The sequence below is a fragment of the Agromyces subbeticus DSM 16689 genome (genome assembly GCF_000421565.1).
In the GTDB taxonomy this organism is placed as follows: domain Bacteria; phylum Actinomycetota; class Actinomycetes; order Actinomycetales; family Microbacteriaceae; genus Agromyces; species Agromyces subbeticus.
Map to the genome: position 1 here is coordinate 393,824 of NZ_ATXG01000001.1, position 20,058 is coordinate 413,881.

The following is a 20,058-nucleotide window of genomic DNA, read 5'->3' on the forward strand; positions in this document are numbered from 1 at the left end:
GAATGCTCCTTCCCCGTGCTCGCCACCGCTTCACCGCGACGGGCGACTCGCCCCGGCACGATTACGAGTTGACGGTCTCGGCGGGCATCGCCGCAGACGCGGAGCTCATCCCGGTCGGCGAGTTGCTGCAGGCAGCGCTGCGCCCGGCGACCGGGTTGGCGCTGCCGGTTGGCCCAGCCGGCGACATCCGTCTCGCGATCGACGGGTCACTGTCCGCCGAGGCGTATCGGCTGCGGGTGACCCGCGACGGGGTCGAGATCGCGGGCGGATCGCCCGCCGGCGTCTTCTACGGATGCCAGAGCCTCGTGCAGCTGCTGCCGCCCGAGATCCACCGGCGTGCGCGAGTGGATGGGGTGCGCTGGACCGTGCCGGTTGCCGAGGTCGACGATGAGCCGCGGTTCGCGTGGCGTGGCACGATGCTCGACGTTGTGCGCCACTTCATGCCGAAGCACGACGTGATGCGCTTCATCGACCTGATGGCGATGCACAAGCTCAACGTCCTGCACTTCCACCTCACCGACGATCAGGGCTGGCGCGTCGAGATCCGCAAGTACCCGCGGCTCACCGAGGTGGGCGGCTGGCGGCATGAGAGCGCGATCGGTGCCGAACCGGATGCCCCGGGCGACGGCCGGCCGCACGGCGGCTTCTACACTCAGGCCGACCTGCGCGAGATCGTCGACTACGCCGCGGCTCGCTTCGTGACGGTCGTGCCCGAGATCGAGTCGCCGGGGCACGTGCAGGCCGCGCTCGCAGCGTATCCCGAGCTCGGAGTGGTCGACGGCCCCTTCGAGGTCTGGCCGAAGTGGGGCATCAACCCCAATGTGCTGAACGCCGAGGAATCCACGGTGCAGTTCTTCCTCGACGTCTTCGACGAGGTGATGGACATCTTTCCGAGCCCGTTCATCGGGGTCGGCGGCGACGAGTGCCCGCGGGAGCAATGGGCGGCGAGTCCACGGGTGCAGCAGCGCATCCGTGAGCTCGGGCTCGCGGATGATTCATCCGTGCAGAACTGGTTCATCGGCCGTCTCGGCGAGCGATTGCGCGAACGAGGCCGCCGCATCTTCGCGTGGGATGAAGTGCTCGAGGGCGAACTCGCCGACGACGCGCTCGTCTTGTCGTGGCGAGGCATGGCCGGTGCGGCGGTCGCAGCACGCCGCGGGTACGACGTGATCTCCTGCCCCGACGACGTCGTCTACCTCGACTACCGGCAATCGGATGGGCCTGACGAGCCGATCCCCGTGTCGATTCCGGTGACCGTGCGCGACGCGTATCGTTTCAACCCCGTGCCTGTTGAACTCGACGAAACCGAGGCGCGACATGTGCTCGGCGGCCAGGCGAACATCTGGACGGAGTACATGGATTCGCCGCGAACCGTCGACTTCTTCGCCTTCCCGCGCCTCTGCGCGATCGCGGAGGTGCTGTGGTCGGGTGCCGGCGGCGACGAGCACGACTTCATGATGCGACTCGACGAGCACTTGCGACGGCTCGATGCGATCGGCGTGGAGTACCGCCACGACGCCGGGCCGCGACCCTGGCAACGGCGACCTGGCATCCAGGGGCGGCCCGAGACACGGGCGCAGCGAGAGGCGCACATCGCGAGGCTGCTCGCCGGCCTGCCGGGCGCGTGAGCCTCGAACACGCCAAGATGGGAAGATCGGCGATCGCCGGGAGAGGGAGCAGGCGCGTGAGCGGCAACATCGGCAGCGGCGGGGCGAGCCTGCGCAGCATGAACTCCCGCGAGATTCTGGGGGCCTTGCATGCGGCCGATCACGCGCAGACGGTCGCGGAGCTCGCCGAAGCCGTCGGCCTGACTCGGCCCACCGTCGACGCCGTACTCGCCGAACTGCTCACGATGGGATGGGTCGAGGACTTCGCGCCCGAGCCGAGTCCGAACCGCGTGGGGCGTCGGGCACGCCGGTTCCGCTTCAACGCCGCCGCCGGACTGCTCATGGGCATCGACGTCGGCCCGCACACGGTGACCTGTCTCATCGCCGACCTCTCGGGTGCCGTCGTGCACTCCGAAGAGGAGAAGTACGACGACCACGGTGACGCCGAGACGGCGTGGAACACCATTCGCGCCGTCGTCGACCGCGCGCTCGAAGCGGTGCGCACCGAGCGACTCCTCGCGACCACGGTCGGGGTTCCCGCCGTCGTCGGGCCCGATGGCGTCATCGCCTACTCCGTCGTCGTGCCGGGCTGGTTGCGCTCCGGCATCCCGTCGCTCATCACCACCTCCTTCCCCTCAGACATCACCTACTTCGACAACGACGTGAAGCTCGCGACGCTCGCCGAGGCCGAATGGGGCCGACTCGCGGGCGTCGAGCACGCGATCTTCCTGCTCGCGGGCCGCCAGATCGGCGCCGGCATCGTCGTGAACGGGCAGCTCACGAGGGGAGCCAACGGCGCGGCGGGCGAGATCGGTGGATTGCAACACGTGGGCTGGGGGGCCGCGCCGATCGCGCTGCTCGACGCCTTCGAGCCGGCGCTCGACATCGAGCAGATCTTCACGCTCGCCGCTGAGGGCGACCCCGTGGCCTCCGGCGCGGTGGCCGTCTTCGCCCGTGACATCGCCGAAGGCGTCGCGGCGCTCGCGCTCACCATCGACCCCGAGGTCGTCGTCGTGGCGGGTGAAGCGGCACTCGCCGGCGACGCGTTCCTCGTGCCGCTCCGACGGGCGCTCTCGGTGCTGTGTCTCTCGACGCCGCGAATCGAAGTGACGTCGCTCGGCACCCGCGCGGTCGCGCTCGGTGCCGTGGCCCGGTCACTCAACCACGTTCGCGTCGCCGTTCTGGAACTGCCTCCTCCAGCGTAGGTACCGTCGCGGCGTCGGTTCGCGCTTCGATCGCCGCGATCACCGCCGACATGTCTTCGCGCCGGTAATCGAGGTCGAGGCACTCCGCGAAGAGTGCGCTCGCGAGGTCGAGCATCGGGGTGGCGATGTTGCGTTCGCGCGCGGATGCCGCGATCAGCCGGGTGCTCGCGAAACCGTCGGTGACGGCCGCCTGCATGGTCAGTCGTCCTTGCTCGCGGCTGCGTGTGCGGAGCGTCGCAGACTCGTCGCGATGCATACGCCCAAGCTGCTGCCCCTCATGCTCACCTACGAGTCGCAGGCAGTCACCGCGCTCGCAGTCCATTCAGTGCGAGATCGACGCAGCTCTCCAGGAACGTTTCGTCGAGGTCGTGCGGTGTGAGGAGCAGCCGGATGTATATCTGACCGTAAAGCAGTTCGGTGGCCCGATATGGGTCGACGCCGGGATCGATCTCTCCTCCGTCCTGTGCGCGTACGATTCGCGCGATCGCCCGTTCGCTGGATGGAACGATCAACCGTTCCCAGAGGCGGGCCGCGAGGTCGGTGTCGTGTTGCGCTTCTCCTATCAGCGCGGCGATGAGGGGCGCTGAATCACCCACGGCGTGGATCCACGTGTCCCGCACCATCGTGACCAGGTCTTCACGGATGTCCGCAGTCACTGTGGGCTCGTTGCGCATGAGGGGGCTGCTCTCGAGAAGTTGAGCGTATGCATCCAGCACGACTGCTCCCTTCGAGGGCCACCACCGATAGATCGTCCGTTTGCCTACTCCGGCGCGCGCAGCGATGCCCTCGATGGTGACCCTGGGCCAACCTTCGCTGTGTGCCAGTTCGAGTGCTGCGCGCAGGATCGCGTCGGTGGACTTCTGGCTTCGACGCGTCGAATTCGGGACCTGGCTCATCCGAACACTCTACGCGGGAGACGATACGGATCGTATTGACAGTTGAGCAGGGTGCGTCTATCTTGCTTGAAGGGAGCCGAACCGTATCGTCTCATTTCCGTGCAGGAGAGGAACTCAATTGCTGATTGTTCGTGTGATCGTCGTGGTCGCCGCATTTTCCATGCTGGTCACGGGGTCGTGGGCGCGCCTCTCACCCGATACTTTCGCCGAATGGGCGAAATGGCCTGATCACGTGCACTTCCTGCACGACGCAGGCGTATTTCAGATCGGAATCGGCGTGATGATGCTGCTAGCGCTCTGGTGCCGTGACGCCATCGTTGTCGTGCTCACCGGGTTCATCGTCACCAACACCTTTCATGCGCTCAATCACGCGCTCGACGCACATCTAGGGGGTCATACCTCAGACAGCTGGGTGCTCCTGGCGCTCTCCGCGATCGCGTCGCTCGGGCTCGTCTTGCGGGTGCGGGCGGTGCGCCAGAGCGTTCGTGAGCGGGACGTCACTGAACGGTTGGGAGCATGAAGGTGCTGGTGGCAGGAGCCACCGGAACGATCGGCGGAACGCTTGTCGCTCAGCTGCTGGCCTCGGGGCATGCCGTGTACGGGCTAACCCGGTCCAAACGCGGCGCACAGCGGCTCAATGCCGCGGGCGCGGATGCGGTTGTGGTGGATCTGTTGGATGCGGACAGGCTGCTCACTTCGCTGGACGGTCGTGCATTCGATGCGATCATTCATCAGGCGACGGCGATCACAGGCATGCCGACTTCGCACCGCAGCCTCTACGCCACTGATGCGCTGCGCGAGCAGGGAACCATCAACCTCATGCGCATTGCCGAGTCCACAGGGGCGACGCGCTTCATCACACAATCGTTCTTTCACGGTTACGGCTATCGGGACCACGGTAGCGAGCCGGTGGCAGAGGACGGCTCCTTCGGAGAACTGACCGGGCATCGAGGGATCGACCGGCACATGCGCGCGCTGCGCCTGAACGAGCAACTGGTTCTGCAGACACCGGGTATCGACGGGATCGCCCTTCGATACGGGATGTTCTACGGCCCGGAACCGATGACGATGCAGCTGGCGAGCTGGACCCGGCGCAGGCTGCTCCCCGTGTTCCGGCCATCGGGGGTCACGTCGCCGATCCATATCTCCGATGCCGCGTCGGCCGCGGTCGCCGCGCTCACGCGTGGACGCCCTGGCCAGGCGTACAACATCGCCGATGAGTGCCCCGTAGGTTTCGACGACTACGTTCGAGCGCTCGCTCACGTTTCAGGAGCTCCACAGCCGCTCACACTGCCCGCTTGGTCGTTGCGTGCCGTGCCGTATGTGCACACGCTCATGGTCGGGACCAGCATCCGGCTGTCCACCGTCAAGGCCCGGGATGAACTGAATTGGACGCCGATCTATCCATCGATTCACGAGGGGCTGGCATCGCTGTGAGCCAGCCTGCTGCCCTGCCGACTCGATGACTCGGCTGTCGGGTTGGTGGAATTCTGGAACGGCGCGGGGCCGCAGATGTCGTGTGACCGCTCGGTCTTTAGCTCAGAGATCGGGTGCTCTGTTTCACACAGATGTGCCCAGTGTTGCCGTTGACGGTGACCACGGACGGTGGCGTGAGGACTTCGGTCGCGCGTGGGACTGCGAGCACAGCGGGTATCCCGACTTCTCTGGCGACGATCGCGGCGTGGGAGAGCACTCCACCTGTTTCGGTCACCACTGCCGACGCGATCGTGAACAGCGGTGTCCATGCAGGGTCTGTGTGTCGGCATACCAATACGTCCCCGCGTTTGACCTTGGGGAAGTCGGCCGGTCCGCGGACCAGGCGGACAGGACCGGAGGCTACCCCTGGGCTGGCTGGTTCTCCACTGATGGTGACACTGCCGGCAGTCGTCGGGCCCGGTGCGGAGGAGCCAGGGACGAGCGCGGTGACGGGGCGGGCTTGAAGGACCCAAATCGTGCCGTCGTCGATGGCCCATTCGACGTCTCGGGGGCCGCCCAATGTGGTGGAGACCTCCTCGCCGAGGGCGCGCAAGCGGAGGATGTCGTGGTCCGTGAGGCAGAGTTCCGTCTGCTCTGCCGACGTTGTGTGTCGGGTGATGAGTTGCCCGTCGTGGCGGTCGGTACGCTCGGACTTGGATCCTGGTCGGCGCTCGATGCCGGAGTCTGTGATGCGCCAGGAATCCGGGGTGATGTGGCCGGCGACGAGTCGCTCTCCGATGCCCCACGTGGCTTCAACCACGGTGGTGGCGCCAGTGAACATGACCCCGGAAACGCTGGCATCCACGAACCGTTGAACGATCACGGCCATGCCGACAGCAGCCTGCGAGGCTTGACGAGCTTTGTATGCGACGGCGCGCTCCGTCCATAGCGAGGCCCAGCATTGGAGGATCGCCTGGCACACCTGCTCGGTTCCGCGCACGGCAAGGACACTGTCATGCTGTCCCGCGGCAGAGGCGTAGGCGCTGTCCTCCGCTATCGAGGATGAACGCACTGCCACGTAGTCAGTCGATGCCGCCTCCGTGACGGCCTTCAGCGCCCGAGAGACGTCATCGACCACGCCGTCCGGGAGGCGAGAGCGCAGGATTCGTGACCGAGCTTCTTCGGCGCGATCGATGGAAAGCTCGGCAAGGCCAAGGGCCGTGGCTGCGGCTTGGTAGGTGGTCGCTGGCACCACGAATCCGGTGGGAACATTGAAGCCAGCCCGCGCCAGCTCGGCCAAGGGGGAGGCTTTGCCGCCGACGGTCGCGTGTTCGGCGTCGACGAGATCCACGATGCTCACAGCGGTCTCCCGCCGGCGAAGCCTGTCCACCGCAGTTCGTCTGGTAGATGAGACATGTCGTTGACCATCACCACGCCCGGGGGTTCCCCGTCGGTGTGCTCGATCACTGTCAGCCCCGTGTTCGCGACACCGGCTAGCGACATCCATCGGGCGGGTGGGGCGCTGAGTGCTTCGCGAATCATCCAAGCAATGGGATACGCGTGGGTCACGACTACCTCGTGGGTTGGGCGCTGTGCCCGGGCGTTCGGCCTGCCGAACCGTGCCGCTAGGGCGTCTGCGGTCCGTCGACCCGAAGCGGCCTCGCTGCGGTCGTAGCCATCGAAGAACCCCACCCACGAGGGCGAGAGGTCTTCGGGGTCAGGAACGAACGGAACATGGTCGGCGACTTCGGCGACCTCGTCGACCAAAACGCGCGGCATCTCGGCTGCGACTATCTGAGCGCTCTCGACAGCCCGTGGCAGTGGGGAATGCCACACCACGTCGATAGGCAGCCGGGCGAGTCGTCGGCCTATCAATCGAGACTGTTCCCGTCCCTGGTCGGTCAGCTGGCCCCAGGTGTCAGCCGCCCCGTGGCGCACGAAATAGATTGTGCGAGCGGCCATCACCGTCCTCCTGGATGTAATTCCGCGGAACGGTCACGGCCGAGGCTGGACAGCAGGTCCTCATGGAGCTCCGCCCACACGACGTGGTAAGAGAGCCTGCCCACGCCAGCCACCCACTGATGGTCGCCCGCGCGCACCTTCTCCAAAGCCGCCGAGAACTGCCGCGGGTACCGAGCGAATCGGGGGAGGTGGGTACACAGTTCGACCATGAGGTCGCCGAGAGAGTCGGCGAGGTCCGTCAGCTCCCGCAATACCTCGATACTGCGGTCCGTCCGGTCGCCGGAAGTGTCAAGCTGCCAGTCGGTCACCGCCCGCACCAGACGAGGATTGACGCTGCTCTCGAACTCCTCAACCGTGGCTTGGAGGATCGGCTGCGCCCCGGCCGCGTCAAGTTCTTCCCGGAGCAGTTCGCCGTCTCGACTCTTGCCCGCTTCCGTGAGAATCCAGCCCCCGGAGTCGGCGAACGTCAAGCGCTCGACAAGGTGCTGCACTTCGAGAACGCGGAGAGTTTCACCGACAATGCTGGCTGGCAGAGCGACGCGGTCAGCGACCGCCGCGGTGTCCGCGAACCCGGCGAGACGGACCGCGTGAAGCACCAGCAGCTCGTCACGGGACCGCCACGTCATATCGGACCGTTCAGCCGTCACTCTGATCGCTCCGCGGCGTCGCCGGCCTGGGAGCGAGTCGACACCCTCTGGAAGCGCTGCTGAGCTGCCTGCGGGGACTTCACGCCGAGCTGCTTGGCGATGTCAGGCCAGGTCAGCCCCTCCGCCCTCGCGATCAGCGTCAAACCTGCCTCGAGAGCATCGAGGCCAGCTCGTGCCGACTCCACTAGTGCCAGCGCCGCACGAAGATCGTCGTGAGAAGCCTCGCCAACCGTGGAATTCGCCCGCCACATGGCAAAACGCAGCAGGGTCACATCTTCCGGCACGGCCCCCGGCAGGAGCCAGGGGAGCGCGGGCAGCCGGTCGGCGCCAGACTCGCACAGTCGTCGCCGCGCGGAGTCCAGCACGCTCAATTCGCCAAATTCATCCGGAATGGGAACCATGTCGCAAGCCTCACGCAATCAACATCGTGTTGTCAACATGATGTTGATCCTTGGAGCTCGGTATCAAATGCCGCGCCGAGAACAAATCGCTCATGGATTGTCTGCACGACGCACGCGGCCACGAATGTCAAGGGCTGCTCGATGTCAGTCTCGCCGTCGAGGATGTCCGCCGGCATCCCGCGAGCACCGTGACTATCACGGCAGCGGGGATGACGGCAAGGAACCGCTGGCGTCGTCTCGCGGGGCAGCTTCGTCAAGCGGCCTGGCCAACTCGAGCAGATCGCCTGGTGCGAACTTGTGCGGGCGGGTCCGGCCGGTCGGTGAGAAGCTGTGTCTCCTGTAGAACCGGATCGCGGGCTCTGAGCCCTCGTAGACGTACAGCCGTAGGCGTGTGGTACGGGGGAGTGCCCATTGGATCACGAGTGCCATCAGCTGGTCGGCGACCTTGGGAGTCCGGCTCCGGTATTCGGGCACGACGTAGACGCCAGTGAGCACGGGGTCCTCTCCCTCGTCGTCATGACTCTGCGCGCTCATCATGCCGACCCAGCGGCCGGTCTCCTGTTCGATGGCCACGAACGATGCAGCGTCGTCCTGCTCGCCGCGACGGGCGCGCATCCGCCAGTCGCCCTCGGTCAGGGCGAGCACGTGCTCCAGAGAAGCACCGAACGAAATCGGGTGCTCGGTCGCGTTCTCGATGCGGAACGCACGCACGAGCGGCCAATCGACCTCCCGCGTGCCCCGGATGAGAATGTCTGCGGCAGGCATGCTGGTCACCCTATCGACGGAGGATCAGTCACCTCGGCAGCCACTGCGATGAGAGTCGAACCATGTCAAGTTCCGTGCGCCCGGGCAGGGATCTGACCGTGGACAAGGGCTCGTTGCTGAAGCTGCTAGCGGACCAAGGGGCTGAGAGCGAAGTGGGTGCCCGCACCTCCAGCGGCTCGAGTGCCGGAGTCTTCGACCTGTGAATCGTGGGATCGCAGGATGTTGCGTAAGTTCCGTTGGGTTGCCGCCCGGACCCTCCTCGTCGCACGAGTATGGTGATGAAGCGTCATGAGCGGGGCGGGGGAGCGATGACAGGAACTGACTTGGCCGAACAAGCCGCGGCGCACCGTCAGCACTTGATCCGAGTGGCGTTTCGGATCGTGGGCTCGCTGACCGACGCGGAAGACGCGGTGCAGGAGGCCTTCGAGCGCTGGTACCGCCTGCCCGTTGCAGACCGGCGCGACGTCCGCAATTCCGCTGCATGGTTGACAACGGTCGTCTCCCGGATCTGCCTGGACCTGCTCGGGTCTGCGGCTCACCGTCGGGAAGAGTACGTCGGACCGTGGCTACCCGAACCGATACCAGGCACGGGGCCCCTCGTCTCGGACGATGACCCGGTCGATCAGGCGATCATGCGCGAATCGGTGAGCACTGCGATGCTTCGGCTCATGGAACACATGACTCCTGCAGAGCGTGTCGCTTTCGTGTTACATGATGTGTTCCACTACTCCTTCACCGAGGTCGGATCCGTGCTCGACCGCTCAGCGGGTGCCGCACGGGAGTTGGCGTCGTCTGGCCGCCGACGCCTGTCCGGCGGGAAGCGAGCCGACGTCGACGCAGCACGAAACCGCGAGGTCGTCGAGGCGTTCCTCATAGCCGCAGGCACGGGAGAGCTCGCCGCACTGGTGCGCCTGCTTGACCCACGCGTCGTACTCACCTCCGACGGCGGTGGCATCGCCCGCGCCGCACTCAATCCGATCTACGGATCCGACAAGGTGGCTCGTTTCGTACTCGGCGTGAGACGGCGCAACCCCGGTGTCCGCGTCACGCTCGGTGAGACTGCTGACGGCGCCGCGATCCTGTTTTCGGACGAGGCTGGTGTGAGCGGCGTGCTGAATTTCGAGGTCGTGGACGGCGCCGTCTCTCAGATATGGATCCAATGGAACCCACGCAAACTCGGCCTGTGGAAGGCGCCCGCCTGACATTCTCCCCGTCTGCTTCGTCGAATAGAGCGAAGGCATAAACCAGAAGGAGAGTCATGCGAGCAATCATCGTGAGCGACAGGGAAGCCGGCGCGAAAGGAATGCGGCTGGCGGAACATCCGCGCGCACACGCCGCAGAGAACGATGTGGTCGTGCGGGTGCGCGCCTCAGGGTTCACGCCGGGCGAACTCACGTGGCCGGGCACCTGGGAGGACAGGTCCGGCAAGGACCGTACTCCGTCTGTCCCCGGCCACGAGGTCGCCGGCTACGTTGACGAACTCGGATACGGCACCACCGGTCTCACCGTGGGGCAGCGGGTCGTCGGGCTCGCCGACTGGGCCCGAGACGGCTCGCTTGCTGAATACGTTGCCGTCGAAGCGCGAAACCTCGTCCCGCTCCCGGCCGACATCGATTTCGTCACCGCCGCCAGTCTGCCGATATCCGGCCTGACCGCATGGCAGGCACTCTTCGTTCATGCCGACCTGCGGGCGGGACAGAGCGTGCTCGTCCACGGGGCAGCGGGTGGCGTCGGATCAGTCGCAGTACAGCTCGCCCGCGAAGTCGGTGCCTATGTGATCGGCACCGGTAGACCTCGGGACCGCGACACGGTCCTCGGCCTCGGCGCGCACGAGTTCCTGGACCTCGGGACCGCCGACTGGACCTCCCGCGAGGAAGTCGACGTAGTGCTCGACGTGATCGGAGGGCAGATCGGTGAAGCGTCCAACAAACTCGTCCGCGCCGGCGGCGTACTCGTAACGATTGCCGAACCTCCCGCTCGCCAGCCGGCGCAAGGCCGCGCGGTGTTCTTCATCGTCGAACCAGACAGAGCACAACTTCTTGAGATCATCCAGCGTGTTCGCGCCGGGCGGCTGCATGTATCGGTTGGTACTGTCGCTCCGCTGGAGCATGCGGTCGCTGCGCTCACTTCTCGCAGCCACGTGCCCGGCAAGACCATCATCAGCGTTGGCGACTAGACGGTACTGTACGGAAGCAACGACTCTCAAAGGACGACGATGAGCATCGCATTCCTGCTGACCACCCTCGTGGTGGTCGCTACTCCCGGCACGGGAGCGGTGTTCTCCATTGCGGCCGGGCTATCTCGTGGTACCAAGGCTGGGCTCGTGGCCGCGTTCGGCTGCACGCTCGGCGTGATCCCTCACATGGTCGCTGCGATCACCGGGCTCGCGGCGATCCTGAACGCCTCCGCGATCGCGTTTCAGACGATCAAGTGGCTCGGCGTCGCGTACCTGCTCTACCTGGCCTGGCAGACCTTCCGCGACAAGTCGCTGATCGACGTCGATGCCAACGCGGCCCCGGTGTCGTTCTGGCGGGTGATCCGCACCGCCATTCTCATCAACCTTCTCAACCCGAAGCTGACGATCTTCTTCTTCGCGTTCCTGCCTCAGTTCGTCCCGGCGGGCGAGGCGAATGGCACTTGGCACATGGTCGGCCTGAGCTTGGTCTTCATGGTGCTGACCTTCGTCGTGTTCGCTCTCTACGGGGTGTTCGCCGCGACGATGCGTAACCAGGTCATCACGCGCCCGAAGGTCATGGCGTGGCTGCGTCGCACGTTCGCGGCGACGTACGTCCTTCTCGCTGGCCGGCTCGCCCTCGAAACCCGATAGCCGGCGATGCAGTTCAGTCACGACCCCGCGCTGCGCGCCGAGTTCCCGCAGCTCGCCGCGTGAGCGAAGCGCTCCACGACACCGCGCCCGCCGACATCGACGCGCTACGATCCGAGCTGTCCAGGGCGCTCGGACAGCACTGGTAGACGAACCGAAACTCCGCCCGAAACCGATCGTCCCGTAACTCGGTTTCGAAAGGGCACACGTGCGGTCACGCTACAGCTTCCCCTGTGGGATGCCTCCCGCAATCGATCGGGTCCGGCACAAGGTCGGCCGCTCAGTCCTTTCGCGCGGCGATCGCTTCGACTTCGACGAACCACATGGGATCGAGGAGCTGTTGCACCACCACAGTGCGGGCCGTCAGCGTGACCCCAAGATGCTCAGCCAGAACGTCAACGTTGGCCGGATCGAAGTCCGCAGACGTCAGAAAGAACCGTAGCGAAACAAGGTCGCCGTACCCCATCCGTGCGGCATTCAGAGCCGCACCCAAGTGCGCCCAGACATTCCGCACCTGTTCTTCGAACGTGCCGGGGAGCGTTTCGCCAGTGGCGTCGTAGCCATTGAGTCCGCTGATGTAGAGCGTTCGGGCACCAGGGGGGACTTCGATCGCGTGAGCGTAGTTGCGGTACGGGGAGAAGATGGCCGAGGGGTTGTGGGCGACGTTGGCTGAAGGCGTGTCGTGCTGGACTGTGTTCTTGGTCATGCGTCGATGATGGTCCTCGGATGCGTCGTTATCCACCTGCGGTCCGAGGCGAGCTGCCCGCGTGTGAATGAATCCGTCGCGGCAACGGCGACGAAGTCGGCAAGCGACGCAGCAATTTCACGTCGACGTTAGAGCGAGATGAACCCTGAGGATTCTGCGCGCAGCCCGATGGACATGAACGTGGATCCACTCATCATGCGTCATTATGAACATTTCTGATGTACGATCAGACATGTCAAATGTTCGATCAGCAGATTCTCGGTTCAAAGGGGAACAGGAAATGTCAATCAGCCAGTCCGAGGCGCGGCCAGACGAGGTGAGCACGACGCAGAGCGGACTCCGAACGGGATCCATCGGCCTCGGCGGGACGCTCATGCAGTCGATCGCACAGATCTCGCCCACCCTCGGCATCTTCTACACCATTGCATTCACCACAGGTCAGGCCGGCGTCAGTGCACCGTTGACCTATCTCGCCGCGTTCGCCGTGTGCATGGCGATCGCTGTCCCGATGCGCGGTCTCGCGCGACACCTGCCTTCGGCCGGCGGGTTCTACACCTACGTGTCGGCCGGTATCGGTCCGAAGGCGGGCTTCATCACGGGCTGGCTCTACGCAGTCATGGTCACGATCGTGCCCGCCGCGCTCGCCGCCTTCACCGGTGCGATCCTGCAGGACGAGTTGGGCGGCAAATACGGCATCCTGGTGCCCTGGTGGGTCTACGCCGTCGTGATCCTCGCGATCTGCTTCGCGTGTGCCTACCGCGGCATCGTCATCTCGATCAAGTTCCTCGTCGTCATGACGATCTTCGAGATGGCCGTCGGTCTCGGCCTTGCGATCGCGGGCATCGTGAACCCCGGCCCGGGTGGCGTCTCTCTTGAGGGCTTCAACCCCGCGAACATCGAGAACGGCAGCGGCTTCTTCCTCGCGATCGTGCTGTCGATCTTCGCCTTCACGGGCTTCGAGAGCGCGGCTGCGGTCGGCGAGGAGTCGCGCGATCCCAAGCGCATCGTGCCGAAGGCGATCATCGGCTCGCTCGTGCTGATCGGCCTCTTCTACGTCTTCACGGCGTGGGGCCTGCAGGTCGGCTGGGGCGTCGACGACCTCGACGCGCTCGCCTCCTCGCCCACGGCGCCCGCGTTCGTACTGGCCGACCGCGTGTTCGACGGTGCCTCGCTCATCATCCTCATCGCCCTCGTGAACTCCGGCCTCGGCGTCTGCATCGCCTGCACCACGAGTGCGACCCGAACGATCTACGGCATCGCCCGCACCGGTGCACTGCCCTCGGTGTTCGCCCGGGTGCAGCGCACGCATCGCACACCCGTCGTCGCCGTGTTCGCGCAGTCGGCGATCGCCATGATCGTCTGCCTCGCGATCGGGCTGCCGCTCGGCCCGTACAACCTGTTCAACATGCTCGGCACGACCGGTACGTTCGTCTACATCCCGATCTTCGTGCTCATGAACATCGCGGCGTTCCAGTTCTTCCGGCGCAAGCACCCCGATGAGTTCAACATCTGGGCATACGTCGTCGCGCCGATCGTGTCGACCGCCGCGCTCGGGCTCATCGCCTGGAACAGCCTCGTGCCGCTGCCGGCCTTCCCGGTGCTGCTCGCGCCGTTCATCGCCCTCTTCTACCTGGCGCTCGGCCTCGTCGTGCTGATCGGCCGCAACCTCCGCCCTGGCAAGCGGGCGTGGATGTCGCGTGCCGGTGAGCTACCTGAGGTTGACTGAACACGAGAAGTGTTCTGTCGCACATGAAGGAAGGCAATCGATCGTGAACGCAGAGACCCGCCAGCAGGAGATCCTCGAGCAGCTCGCCAAGCGCGGCGAGACGAGCATCGCCGAACTCAGCGCCCGCTTCGACGTGTCCGAAATGACCGTGCGCCGCGATGTCAATCAACTGGCGGCCGCCGGCCTCGTGGTGCGCACGCACGGCGGGGCAGCGCCCGCGGCGAGCGGCAGCTTCGAGCCGCCGTTCGCGCTGCGTAGTCGCACCAACAGCGAGGCCAAGCGGCGCATCGCCGTCGCCATCGCCCGCGAGGTCATCGACGGCCAGACCGTCATCCTCGACGGCGGCTCGACAGGGCTCGCGATCGCCGAGGAGCTCCTCGGACGCAACCTCACGATCTGCGCGCTGAACCTGCGAGTCGCCGAGGTGCTCTCGGCCGATGCCGCGACCCGGGTGATGATCCCAGGCGGACTCATCCGCCCTGGGGAGTCGAGCGTCGTCGGCTCGGAAGCGGAGGCGTCACTGCGCGCATACCGCTTCGATGCGTACATCATGACCGCATCGGCCGCGGACGCCTCCGCCGGATTCACCGAGTGGAACATCGAGGATGCCGCGATCAAGCGCACCGCACGTGCGGCATCTCGCCGCACCCTGGTCGCGATCGACTCGTCGAAATTCGGTCGTGAGGCCTTCGCGCGGATCTGCGGCCTCGACGAGGTCGATGTCATGGTGACGGATGCCTCGCTCACTGACCAACAACGCCAGGAACTCTCGGTCGCGGGGGCCGAGATCCTGATCGCATAGCCCCCCGCGTCTAGGAACCCCATGAACACCTCTCATCCCACCCTTCCGACGTACGTCGACACGCTCGTCATCGGCGGCGGCACCGGCGGCGCCTCGTTCGCCGGCACGCTCGCGGCCGGCAGCGACGAGTCCGTGCTGCTGGTCGAAGCCGGCCCCGACTACGGCCCGTTCTCCGATGGTGCCTGGCCCGTCGACATGCTCGACGGCCGGTCGATCCCGCTGTCGCACGACTACACCCTGCACACCACTCGCACCGCGGGCGAAGGCGTCCTCGACCTCCCGCGCGCCCGCATCCTCGGCGGGTGCTCGGCGCACAACGGCTGCACCGCGTCGGTGAGCGCCCGGTACGACTACGACGAGTGGGCCGCATTCGGCAACCCGGGTTGGTCGGCGGCCGAGGTCGAGCCGCTGCTCGAGTCGGTGCGCGAGCGGTTCCGGGTGCGCCGCTACACGATGGACGAGCTGACCCCGCCGCAACGCGCTTTCGTGAACGCCGGGCTCGCCGCCGGACTTCCGTTCGCCGACGACCTCGACGACATCGAGGCGGCCGAGGGAATTGGCCCGATGCCGGTGAACATCTCCGACGGAGTTCGCTGGAACAGCGCGTTCGTCTTCCTCGACCCGGTGCGCGACCGCCCCAACCTCGTCATCGCGGGCGACGCGAAGGTCACTATGTTGACCTTCGAGGGCGGCACCGTGACCGGCGCGTTCATCGAGCGCAACGACGAGCTCGTTCACGTGTCGGCGGGCCGCGTGGTGGTCGCCGCCGGCGCCTACCACTCGCCGGCCATCCTGCTGCGTTCAGGCGTCGGCCCGGCCGACGAGCTCGCGGCGCTCGGCATCGACGTCGTCGCCGACCTGCCGGGTGTCGGCAAGCACCTGCTCGATCACGAATGCGTGCAGCTCGACTTCGCGGGCCCCGGTCTCGTCGATGAACTCGCCGCCCTCGACTGGAACCCCGACGAGCAGTCGCTCGGCCGGGCGCGCTCGAGCCGCTGCGACGACGGACCCTACGACATCCACGTGTTCATGGTCGCGGGCGCGAACAGCGGCCACCCGGGGCTGCCGCCCATCTCGCTCTACGGCGGCGCGATGCGCGCCCGCTCCGAAGGCACCGTGACACTCGGCGCCGACCTCGACTTGGCCAACCCGATCATCGACCACCGCTACGGCACCGACCCCGAGGGGTACGACCGGGCGGTGCTCGGCGAGGCACTCGACCTGCTCGAACGCATGGTCGTGCAGCCCGAACTCGCCGAGATGCTGGGCGAGCGCGTCGGCGACGCCGACCCGCTCGACGACATCGTGAACTACTGCCATCCTGCCGGCACCTGCAAGATGGGCCCCGCGAGCGACCCGCTGGCGGTGGTCGGCCACGACGGCCAGGTGCACGGCGTCACCGGTCTCTATGTCGCTGACGCCTCGATCATGCCGACGATCACGCGAGGCAACATCAACCTGCCCACCGCGATGATCGGCATGAACGTCGCGCGGCACCTGCTCGACGGCCAAGCCTCGACGGTGGCCCTGACCGGAGCGGAGGAGACCCGATGAGCAACGTGCGTCCTGCCGGGCCGACCCCGTTCGAGCTCGACATCTTCGCGCAGCCGGAGGCGTTGCGAGCCCTCGCAGCGGCCGGCGCCGATGCCCGGCTCGCCGAGATCGCGGGCCGGCCGTGGTCGCGCGTCGTGCTCACCGGCATGGGCAGCTCGCACTTCGCCGGGTTGCCGACGTGGCGCGCGCTCACCTCGATCGGCCTGCCGGTCTGGACCGTCGATGCCGGGCAGTTGCTCGACACCCCCGGGCTGATCACGCCAGACACGCTCGTCATCGCGACCTCGCAGTCGGGCGCGAGCGGCGAAGTGGTCGAGCTCATCGAGCGCGCCGAGGCGGGCGAACTCCACTGGGGCGGGCTGATCGGCGTCGCGGCGAACGAGTCGAGCCCGCTCGCTCGGGCCGCCGACCTCTTCCTTCCGTTGCGCAGCGGCGAGGAGGCGACGGTGAGCACGAAGAGCTATCTCAATACTCTCGCCGTCCATCGTCGTATCGCCGCCGCGTTCGGCGCCGACGACGAGGCATCCGTCGAGCGCGACATCGTCGAGACCGCTGAGCGCGTCGCGCCGCTCGTGACGTTCGACACGACCGAACTCGCACGCACGGCGCTCGCGTTCGGCCGGCCCCGCCTCGTCGCGGTCGGTTGGGGTGACTCGGCGGCGACCGCCCAGTACGCCGCACTCATCGTGAAGGAGTCGTCGAAGGTGCCGATCGAGGGCTTCGTCGGCGGGCAGTTCCGACATGGGCCCTACGAGCTCGCCGGGCCGGGCCTGACGGCGGTGCTCTTCGGGGCGTCTGCCGCTGATCCCGACGGCCCGCTCGCTCGTATCGCCCGCGACCTCGTCGCAACCGGCGCCGCGGTCGTGCTGGTCGGCGACCTCGAGATCGACGGTGCGACCACGTTGCGCATCGAGCAGGACGGCTCGCTCGCCGCGCTCGCGGCCGAGTCGGTCGTCGCCGAGTCGCTCGCGGTCGCCGTGGCCCACGCGAACGGCGTCGAGCCGGGTGCCTTCGCCTACGGCAGCAAGGTGACGGTCAAGCTGTGAACCTCGCCGACGAATCGGATGCCTCGGACGGAGCCGTGCGCATCGGCATCGACCTCGGCGGTACGGGCACCCGCTTCGTCGCGCTCGACGGCGAGGCCGTCGCCGCGTCGGCCTCCTTCGCGACACCGTCGGAGGCCGACGCAACGGCGGTCGTCGCCTTCCTCGTCGAGCAAGTGCGTGCTGTGGCATCCGACCGGCCGATCGCGTACATCGGTATCGGCGCGAGCGGCCCGGTCGACGCCGCCGGCATGATCCGCAACCCCGACACGCTGCCGGCGTTCACGGGCGTCGAGCTGCGACGACCGCTCATCGAGGCGTTCGGCGTTCCCGTCACGATCGACAACGACGCCGTGGCCGCGGCGGTGTTCGAAGTGCGTGCCGGCGCGGCGCGCGGGTTCGCCAGCACCCTCGTGGTGACCCTCGGCACGGGTGTCGGCGTGGCAGCACTGCGCGGGGTTCAGCCGATGCGGGGAGCCGACGGCCAGCACCCCGAGGCAGGGCACCTGAGCGTGAACGGCGCCGACGCGCCCTGCTACTGCGGGCGATCGGCGTGCTTCGAGCAGCTCGTCTCGCGGGCGGCGTTGCAGCGCTCCGCCGCCGCGCTCATCGCGCAGTCACCGGCGATACCTGCCGATGGGGCGGCCGTGATCGACCAGGCGGCCGAACTGGCCCGTGCCGGACACCCCGGCGCGCTCGCCCTCTTCGAGCGCTTCGGCACCCTGCTGGCGGCGGGCGTCGCCGACCTCGTGACGGTTTTCCGCCCGGACTGCGTGGTCATCGGCGGCAGCGCGGCGCGGTTCTCGAGCGAGTATTCAGAGGCGTTCCAGCGTCGACTGTCACAGCTCGAGGTCTACCGCGCGCATCCGGGGGTGCGATTCTCGGCCGCCGGCGACTTCGGCGGGGCGATCGGGGCCGCCCTGCAGGAGCCCCGGGCACAGGCCTGATCACGGACAAACCATGCGTGCTGTCGGCGTGCTCGTCCTGAACGGCGCCGCACACCGGTTGATCGGACCCCGAAGCCGAGACCCTCCGAATTCTGACGTTGCCTCTCGAGAGAGATCGCTACAGATTGCAAGGGAGATCGGTTTCCAACGAGCGCGGGTTCGAGTCCCGCCCTCGCTACAAATAAATGCCCTCTGAACAGGAATCTCGTTCGGGCAAGTGGCCGGCGACGCTGGACTGGCCGCGAGTCTCAGCCGCGGCGGCGGCGGGCTCGGGTGCCGAACGCGTCCAGCGCAGCGAGGATCTCCGGCGCCTGCCAGATACGGTTTCGTCTGCCGGCGCTGATCTTCGTGAGCACCTCGGCGTCGACGAGGCGATCGATGGCGCCTTGCGCTGCGACTTCGCTGATCTCGAGCTGGGCGGCGACCGTCCTCGTGTTCACGACCGGCTGGCGGAGCAAGTACTCCTTCACCCGGTGCACCGAGGAGTCTCTTCGGGCGGTGACCTGACTGTCCCAGCGCGTCGCGGCGGCTTGGATGTCGCCGACGAGCGCGCGGCCGTTCTGCACGGCGAAGAACGCAGCTTCGGCCACGGCCGTCACGATGGCGTCCGGGCGGCCTGCCCGGTACTCGGTCAAGGCGCTGAAATATGCGTCGGTGTCGTGCAGGAGCCCCGCGGACACAGGCACAGTGACGTTGCGGGTGAGGCGGCCGTGGCGGAGCATGCCCTGCAGAAGTGCGCGTCCGGTTCGGCCGTTGCCGTCTGGGAACGGGTGGATGGTCTCGAACTGCGCATGTGCGATCGCCGCCTGGGTGAGCACCGGCACGTCAGTGCGCCGGGCGAAAGCAACCACATCAGCCATGAGCTCAGGCACCCGACTCTGGTGAGGCGGCACGAACGACGCTGCGTGCGGAGAGATGCTCCCGCCGCCGATCCAGACCTGCTCATCGCGCCAGCGCCCGACGTACTCGGGAGCCGAATCCCGGAGGAGCGCGTCGTGCATGGCGAGGATCGAGGCTTCGTCCAGGCGGTCCGAGAGTTCGATGGCGGCGCTCATGGCGCGAACGTTCGCCACGACCAGTCTTGCGTTGCCGGACTGCGACTCGCCGATCTCCGCGAGAGCCACCTGCTTGGCGCTCGAGGTGAGGTTTTCGACCTCCGAGCTCGACGCGGACTCCGTGCGCAGCAAGATCGAGGCGAACGGGGCAGCGATCGTGCCGGCCTCCGCGTCGAACCGGGCCAGCTCCTGGCTGGCGTCATCCGCCAGCGCGATCGTTGCTGCAGCCAGCGCCACCGGGGTGCTGGCGATGAGCGGCGGGACGGCGGCTTGATAGTCGCCGTGAGCCGCGCGCAGGGTCCGGCGTGAGGCGACCTCATCGCCGGTACGCTCCCACGGGTGCGGCTCGTACGCGGTCGCGGGCCAGACGCCGGCCTGAGCTTGCTGCCGATCCGTGGTCATGCTCCAAGCATAGCAAAGGGTAGCTGTTTAGCCTTTGATATGGAGGGGATAGCAAGGGGAGCAATCGGTGCCCGCGGGCGGGGCATCAGGGATGCTTGCG

General features: G+C 67.0%; 21 protein-coding genes. 12 read left to right on the forward strand and 9 right to left on the reverse strand.

Annotated features, from left to right (window positions below; translation table 11 throughout):
- Positions 1–2 precede the first annotated feature (2 nt).
- Positions 3–1,628: a beta-N-acetylhexosaminidase gene (locus tag H521_RS20915; RefSeq protein ID WP_022891324.1), complete on the forward strand. Its 1,626-nt coding sequence runs from the start codon at positions 3–5 to the stop codon at positions 1,626–1,628.
- Between the two features lie 56 nt (positions 1,629–1,684).
- Positions 1,685–2,812 (forward strand): ROK family transcriptional regulator, encoded by a 1,128-nt coding sequence (locus tag H521_RS20920; protein WP_022891325.1) that lies wholly within the window; start codon positions 1,685–1,687, stop codon positions 2,810–2,812.
- Here the strand turns inward: H521_RS20920 and H521_RS0101835 are convergent.
- Positions 2,766–3,068 (reverse strand): hypothetical protein, encoded by a 303-nt coding sequence (locus H521_RS0101835; protein ID WP_022891326.1) that lies wholly within the window; start codon positions 3,066–3,068, stop codon positions 2,766–2,768. The two genes, H521_RS20920 and H521_RS0101835, sit on opposite strands and share 47 nt — an antisense overlap.
- 46 nt (positions 3,069–3,114) lie before the next feature.
- Positions 3,115–3,708 (reverse strand): TetR/AcrR family transcriptional regulator, encoded by a 594-nt coding sequence (locus H521_RS0101840; RefSeq protein ID WP_022891327.1) that lies wholly within the window; start codon positions 3,706–3,708, stop codon positions 3,115–3,117.
- Positions 3,709–3,826: 118 nt separating this feature from the next.
- Here H521_RS0101840 and H521_RS20925 point away from each other — a divergent pair, with 118 nt between their 5' ends.
- Positions 3,827–4,228, forward strand: a complete 402-nt coding sequence (locus H521_RS20925; protein ID WP_022891328.1) for a hypothetical protein — start codon at positions 3,827–3,829, stop codon at positions 4,226–4,228.
- Positions 4,225–5,145 (forward strand): NAD-dependent epimerase/dehydratase family protein, encoded by a 921-nt coding sequence (locus H521_RS0101850; RefSeq protein WP_022891329.1) that lies wholly within the window; start codon positions 4,225–4,227, stop codon positions 5,143–5,145. Before H521_RS20925 ends, H521_RS0101850 begins: the two co-directional genes overlap by 4 nt.
- A 97-nt stretch (positions 5,146–5,242) precedes the next feature.
- Here H521_RS0101850 and H521_RS0101855 read toward each other — a convergent pair whose 3' ends face one another.
- The 5 genes from H521_RS0101855 to H521_RS24820 form a co-directional block, all read right to left on the reverse strand.
- On the reverse strand, positions 5,243–6,484 hold the full coding sequence (locus H521_RS0101855) for a PEP/pyruvate-binding domain-containing protein (RefSeq protein WP_026481782.1): 1,242 nt from the start codon (positions 6,482–6,484) through the stop codon (positions 5,243–5,245).
- On the reverse strand, positions 6,481–7,086 hold the full coding sequence (locus tag H521_RS0101860; protein ID WP_022891331.1) for a histidine phosphatase family protein: 606 nt from the start codon (positions 7,084–7,086) through the stop codon (positions 6,481–6,483). The genes H521_RS0101855 and H521_RS0101860 overlap by 4 nt, the downstream gene beginning before the upstream one ends.
- Positions 7,086–7,712 carry a hypothetical protein gene (locus tag H521_RS0101865; protein WP_022891332.1) on the reverse strand — a complete coding sequence of 209 codons (627 nt, stop codon included), beginning with the start codon at positions 7,710–7,712 and terminating at the stop codon, positions 7,086–7,088. The genes H521_RS0101860 and H521_RS0101865 overlap by 1 nt, the downstream gene beginning before the upstream one ends.
- Positions 7,713–7,729: 17 nt before the next feature.
- Positions 7,730–8,134 carry a hypothetical protein gene (locus H521_RS0101870; RefSeq protein ID WP_022891333.1) on the reverse strand — a complete coding sequence of 135 codons (405 nt, stop codon included), beginning with the start codon at positions 8,132–8,134 and terminating at the stop codon, positions 7,730–7,732.
- 195 nt (positions 8,135–8,329) lie between these two features.
- Positions 8,330–8,899 carry a GNAT family N-acetyltransferase gene (locus tag H521_RS24820; protein WP_022891334.1) on the reverse strand — a complete coding sequence of 190 codons (570 nt, stop codon included), beginning with the start codon at positions 8,897–8,899 and terminating at the stop codon, positions 8,330–8,332.
- A gap of 323 nt (positions 8,900–9,222) precedes the next feature.
- Here H521_RS24820 and sigJ point away from each other — a divergent pair, with 323 nt between their 5' ends.
- The 3 genes from sigJ to H521_RS0101895 are packed head-to-tail and all read left to right on the forward strand — an operon-like array spanning position 9,223 to position 11,726.
- Positions 9,223–10,101 (forward strand): RNA polymerase sigma factor SigJ, encoded by an 879-nt coding sequence (gene sigJ, locus H521_RS0101885; protein ID WP_022891336.1) that lies wholly within the window; start codon positions 9,223–9,225, stop codon positions 10,099–10,101.
- A gap of 56 nt (positions 10,102–10,157) precedes the next feature.
- Positions 10,158–11,075: an NADP-dependent oxidoreductase gene (locus H521_RS0101890; protein ID WP_022891337.1), complete on the forward strand. Its 918-nt coding sequence runs from the start codon at positions 10,158–10,160 to the stop codon at positions 11,073–11,075.
- Between the two features lie 39 nt (positions 11,076–11,114).
- Positions 11,115–11,726 carry a LysE family translocator gene (locus H521_RS0101895; RefSeq protein WP_022891338.1) on the forward strand — a complete coding sequence of 204 codons (612 nt, stop codon included), beginning with the start codon at positions 11,115–11,117 and terminating at the stop codon, positions 11,724–11,726.
- Positions 11,727–12,003: 277 nt separating this feature from the next.
- Here H521_RS0101895 and H521_RS24825 read toward each other — a convergent pair whose 3' ends face one another.
- On the reverse strand, positions 12,004–12,429 hold the full coding sequence (locus H521_RS24825) for a RidA family protein (RefSeq protein WP_022891339.1): 426 nt from the start codon (positions 12,427–12,429) through the stop codon (positions 12,004–12,006).
- A gap of 280 nt (positions 12,430–12,709) precedes the next feature.
- Here H521_RS24825 and H521_RS20940 point away from each other — a divergent pair, with 280 nt between their 5' ends.
- Genes H521_RS20940 through H521_RS0101925 form a run of 5 tightly spaced genes read left to right on the forward strand, consistent with a single transcriptional unit; the run spans position 12,710 to position 18,501 of the window.
- On the forward strand, positions 12,710–14,155 hold the full coding sequence (locus tag H521_RS20940; RefSeq protein WP_022891340.1) for an APC family permease: 1,446 nt from the start codon (positions 12,710–12,712) through the stop codon (positions 14,153–14,155).
- A gap of 43 nt (positions 14,156–14,198) precedes the next feature.
- Positions 14,199–14,957 carry a DeoR/GlpR family DNA-binding transcription regulator gene (locus tag H521_RS0101910; protein ID WP_022891341.1) on the forward strand — a complete coding sequence of 253 codons (759 nt, stop codon included), beginning with the start codon at positions 14,199–14,201 and terminating at the stop codon, positions 14,955–14,957.
- A 21-nt stretch (positions 14,958–14,978) separates the two neighbouring features.
- Positions 14,979–16,511: a GMC family oxidoreductase gene (locus H521_RS20945; protein ID WP_022891342.1), complete on the forward strand. Its 1,533-nt coding sequence runs from the start codon at positions 14,979–14,981 to the stop codon at positions 16,509–16,511.
- Positions 16,508–17,557: an SIS domain-containing protein gene (locus H521_RS0101920; protein ID WP_022891343.1), complete on the forward strand. Its 1,050-nt coding sequence runs from the start codon at positions 16,508–16,510 to the stop codon at positions 17,555–17,557. The genes H521_RS20945 and H521_RS0101920 overlap by 4 nt, the downstream gene beginning before the upstream one ends.
- On the forward strand, positions 17,554–18,501 hold the full coding sequence (locus H521_RS0101925) for an ROK family protein (protein WP_022891344.1): 948 nt from the start codon (positions 17,554–17,556) through the stop codon (positions 18,499–18,501). The genes H521_RS0101920 and H521_RS0101925 overlap by 4 nt, the downstream gene beginning before the upstream one ends.
- A gap of 248 nt (positions 18,502–18,749) precedes the next feature.
- On the opposite strand, the gene H521_RS0101930 is transcribed toward H521_RS0101925, so the two are convergent.
- The gene (locus tag H521_RS0101930; RefSeq protein ID WP_022891345.1) at positions 18,750–19,958 is read right to left on the reverse strand and encodes a Fic family protein; all 1,209 of its coding nucleotides are present in this window, start codon (positions 19,956–19,958) and stop codon (positions 18,750–18,752) included.
- Positions 19,959–20,058: the final 100 nt, after the last annotated feature.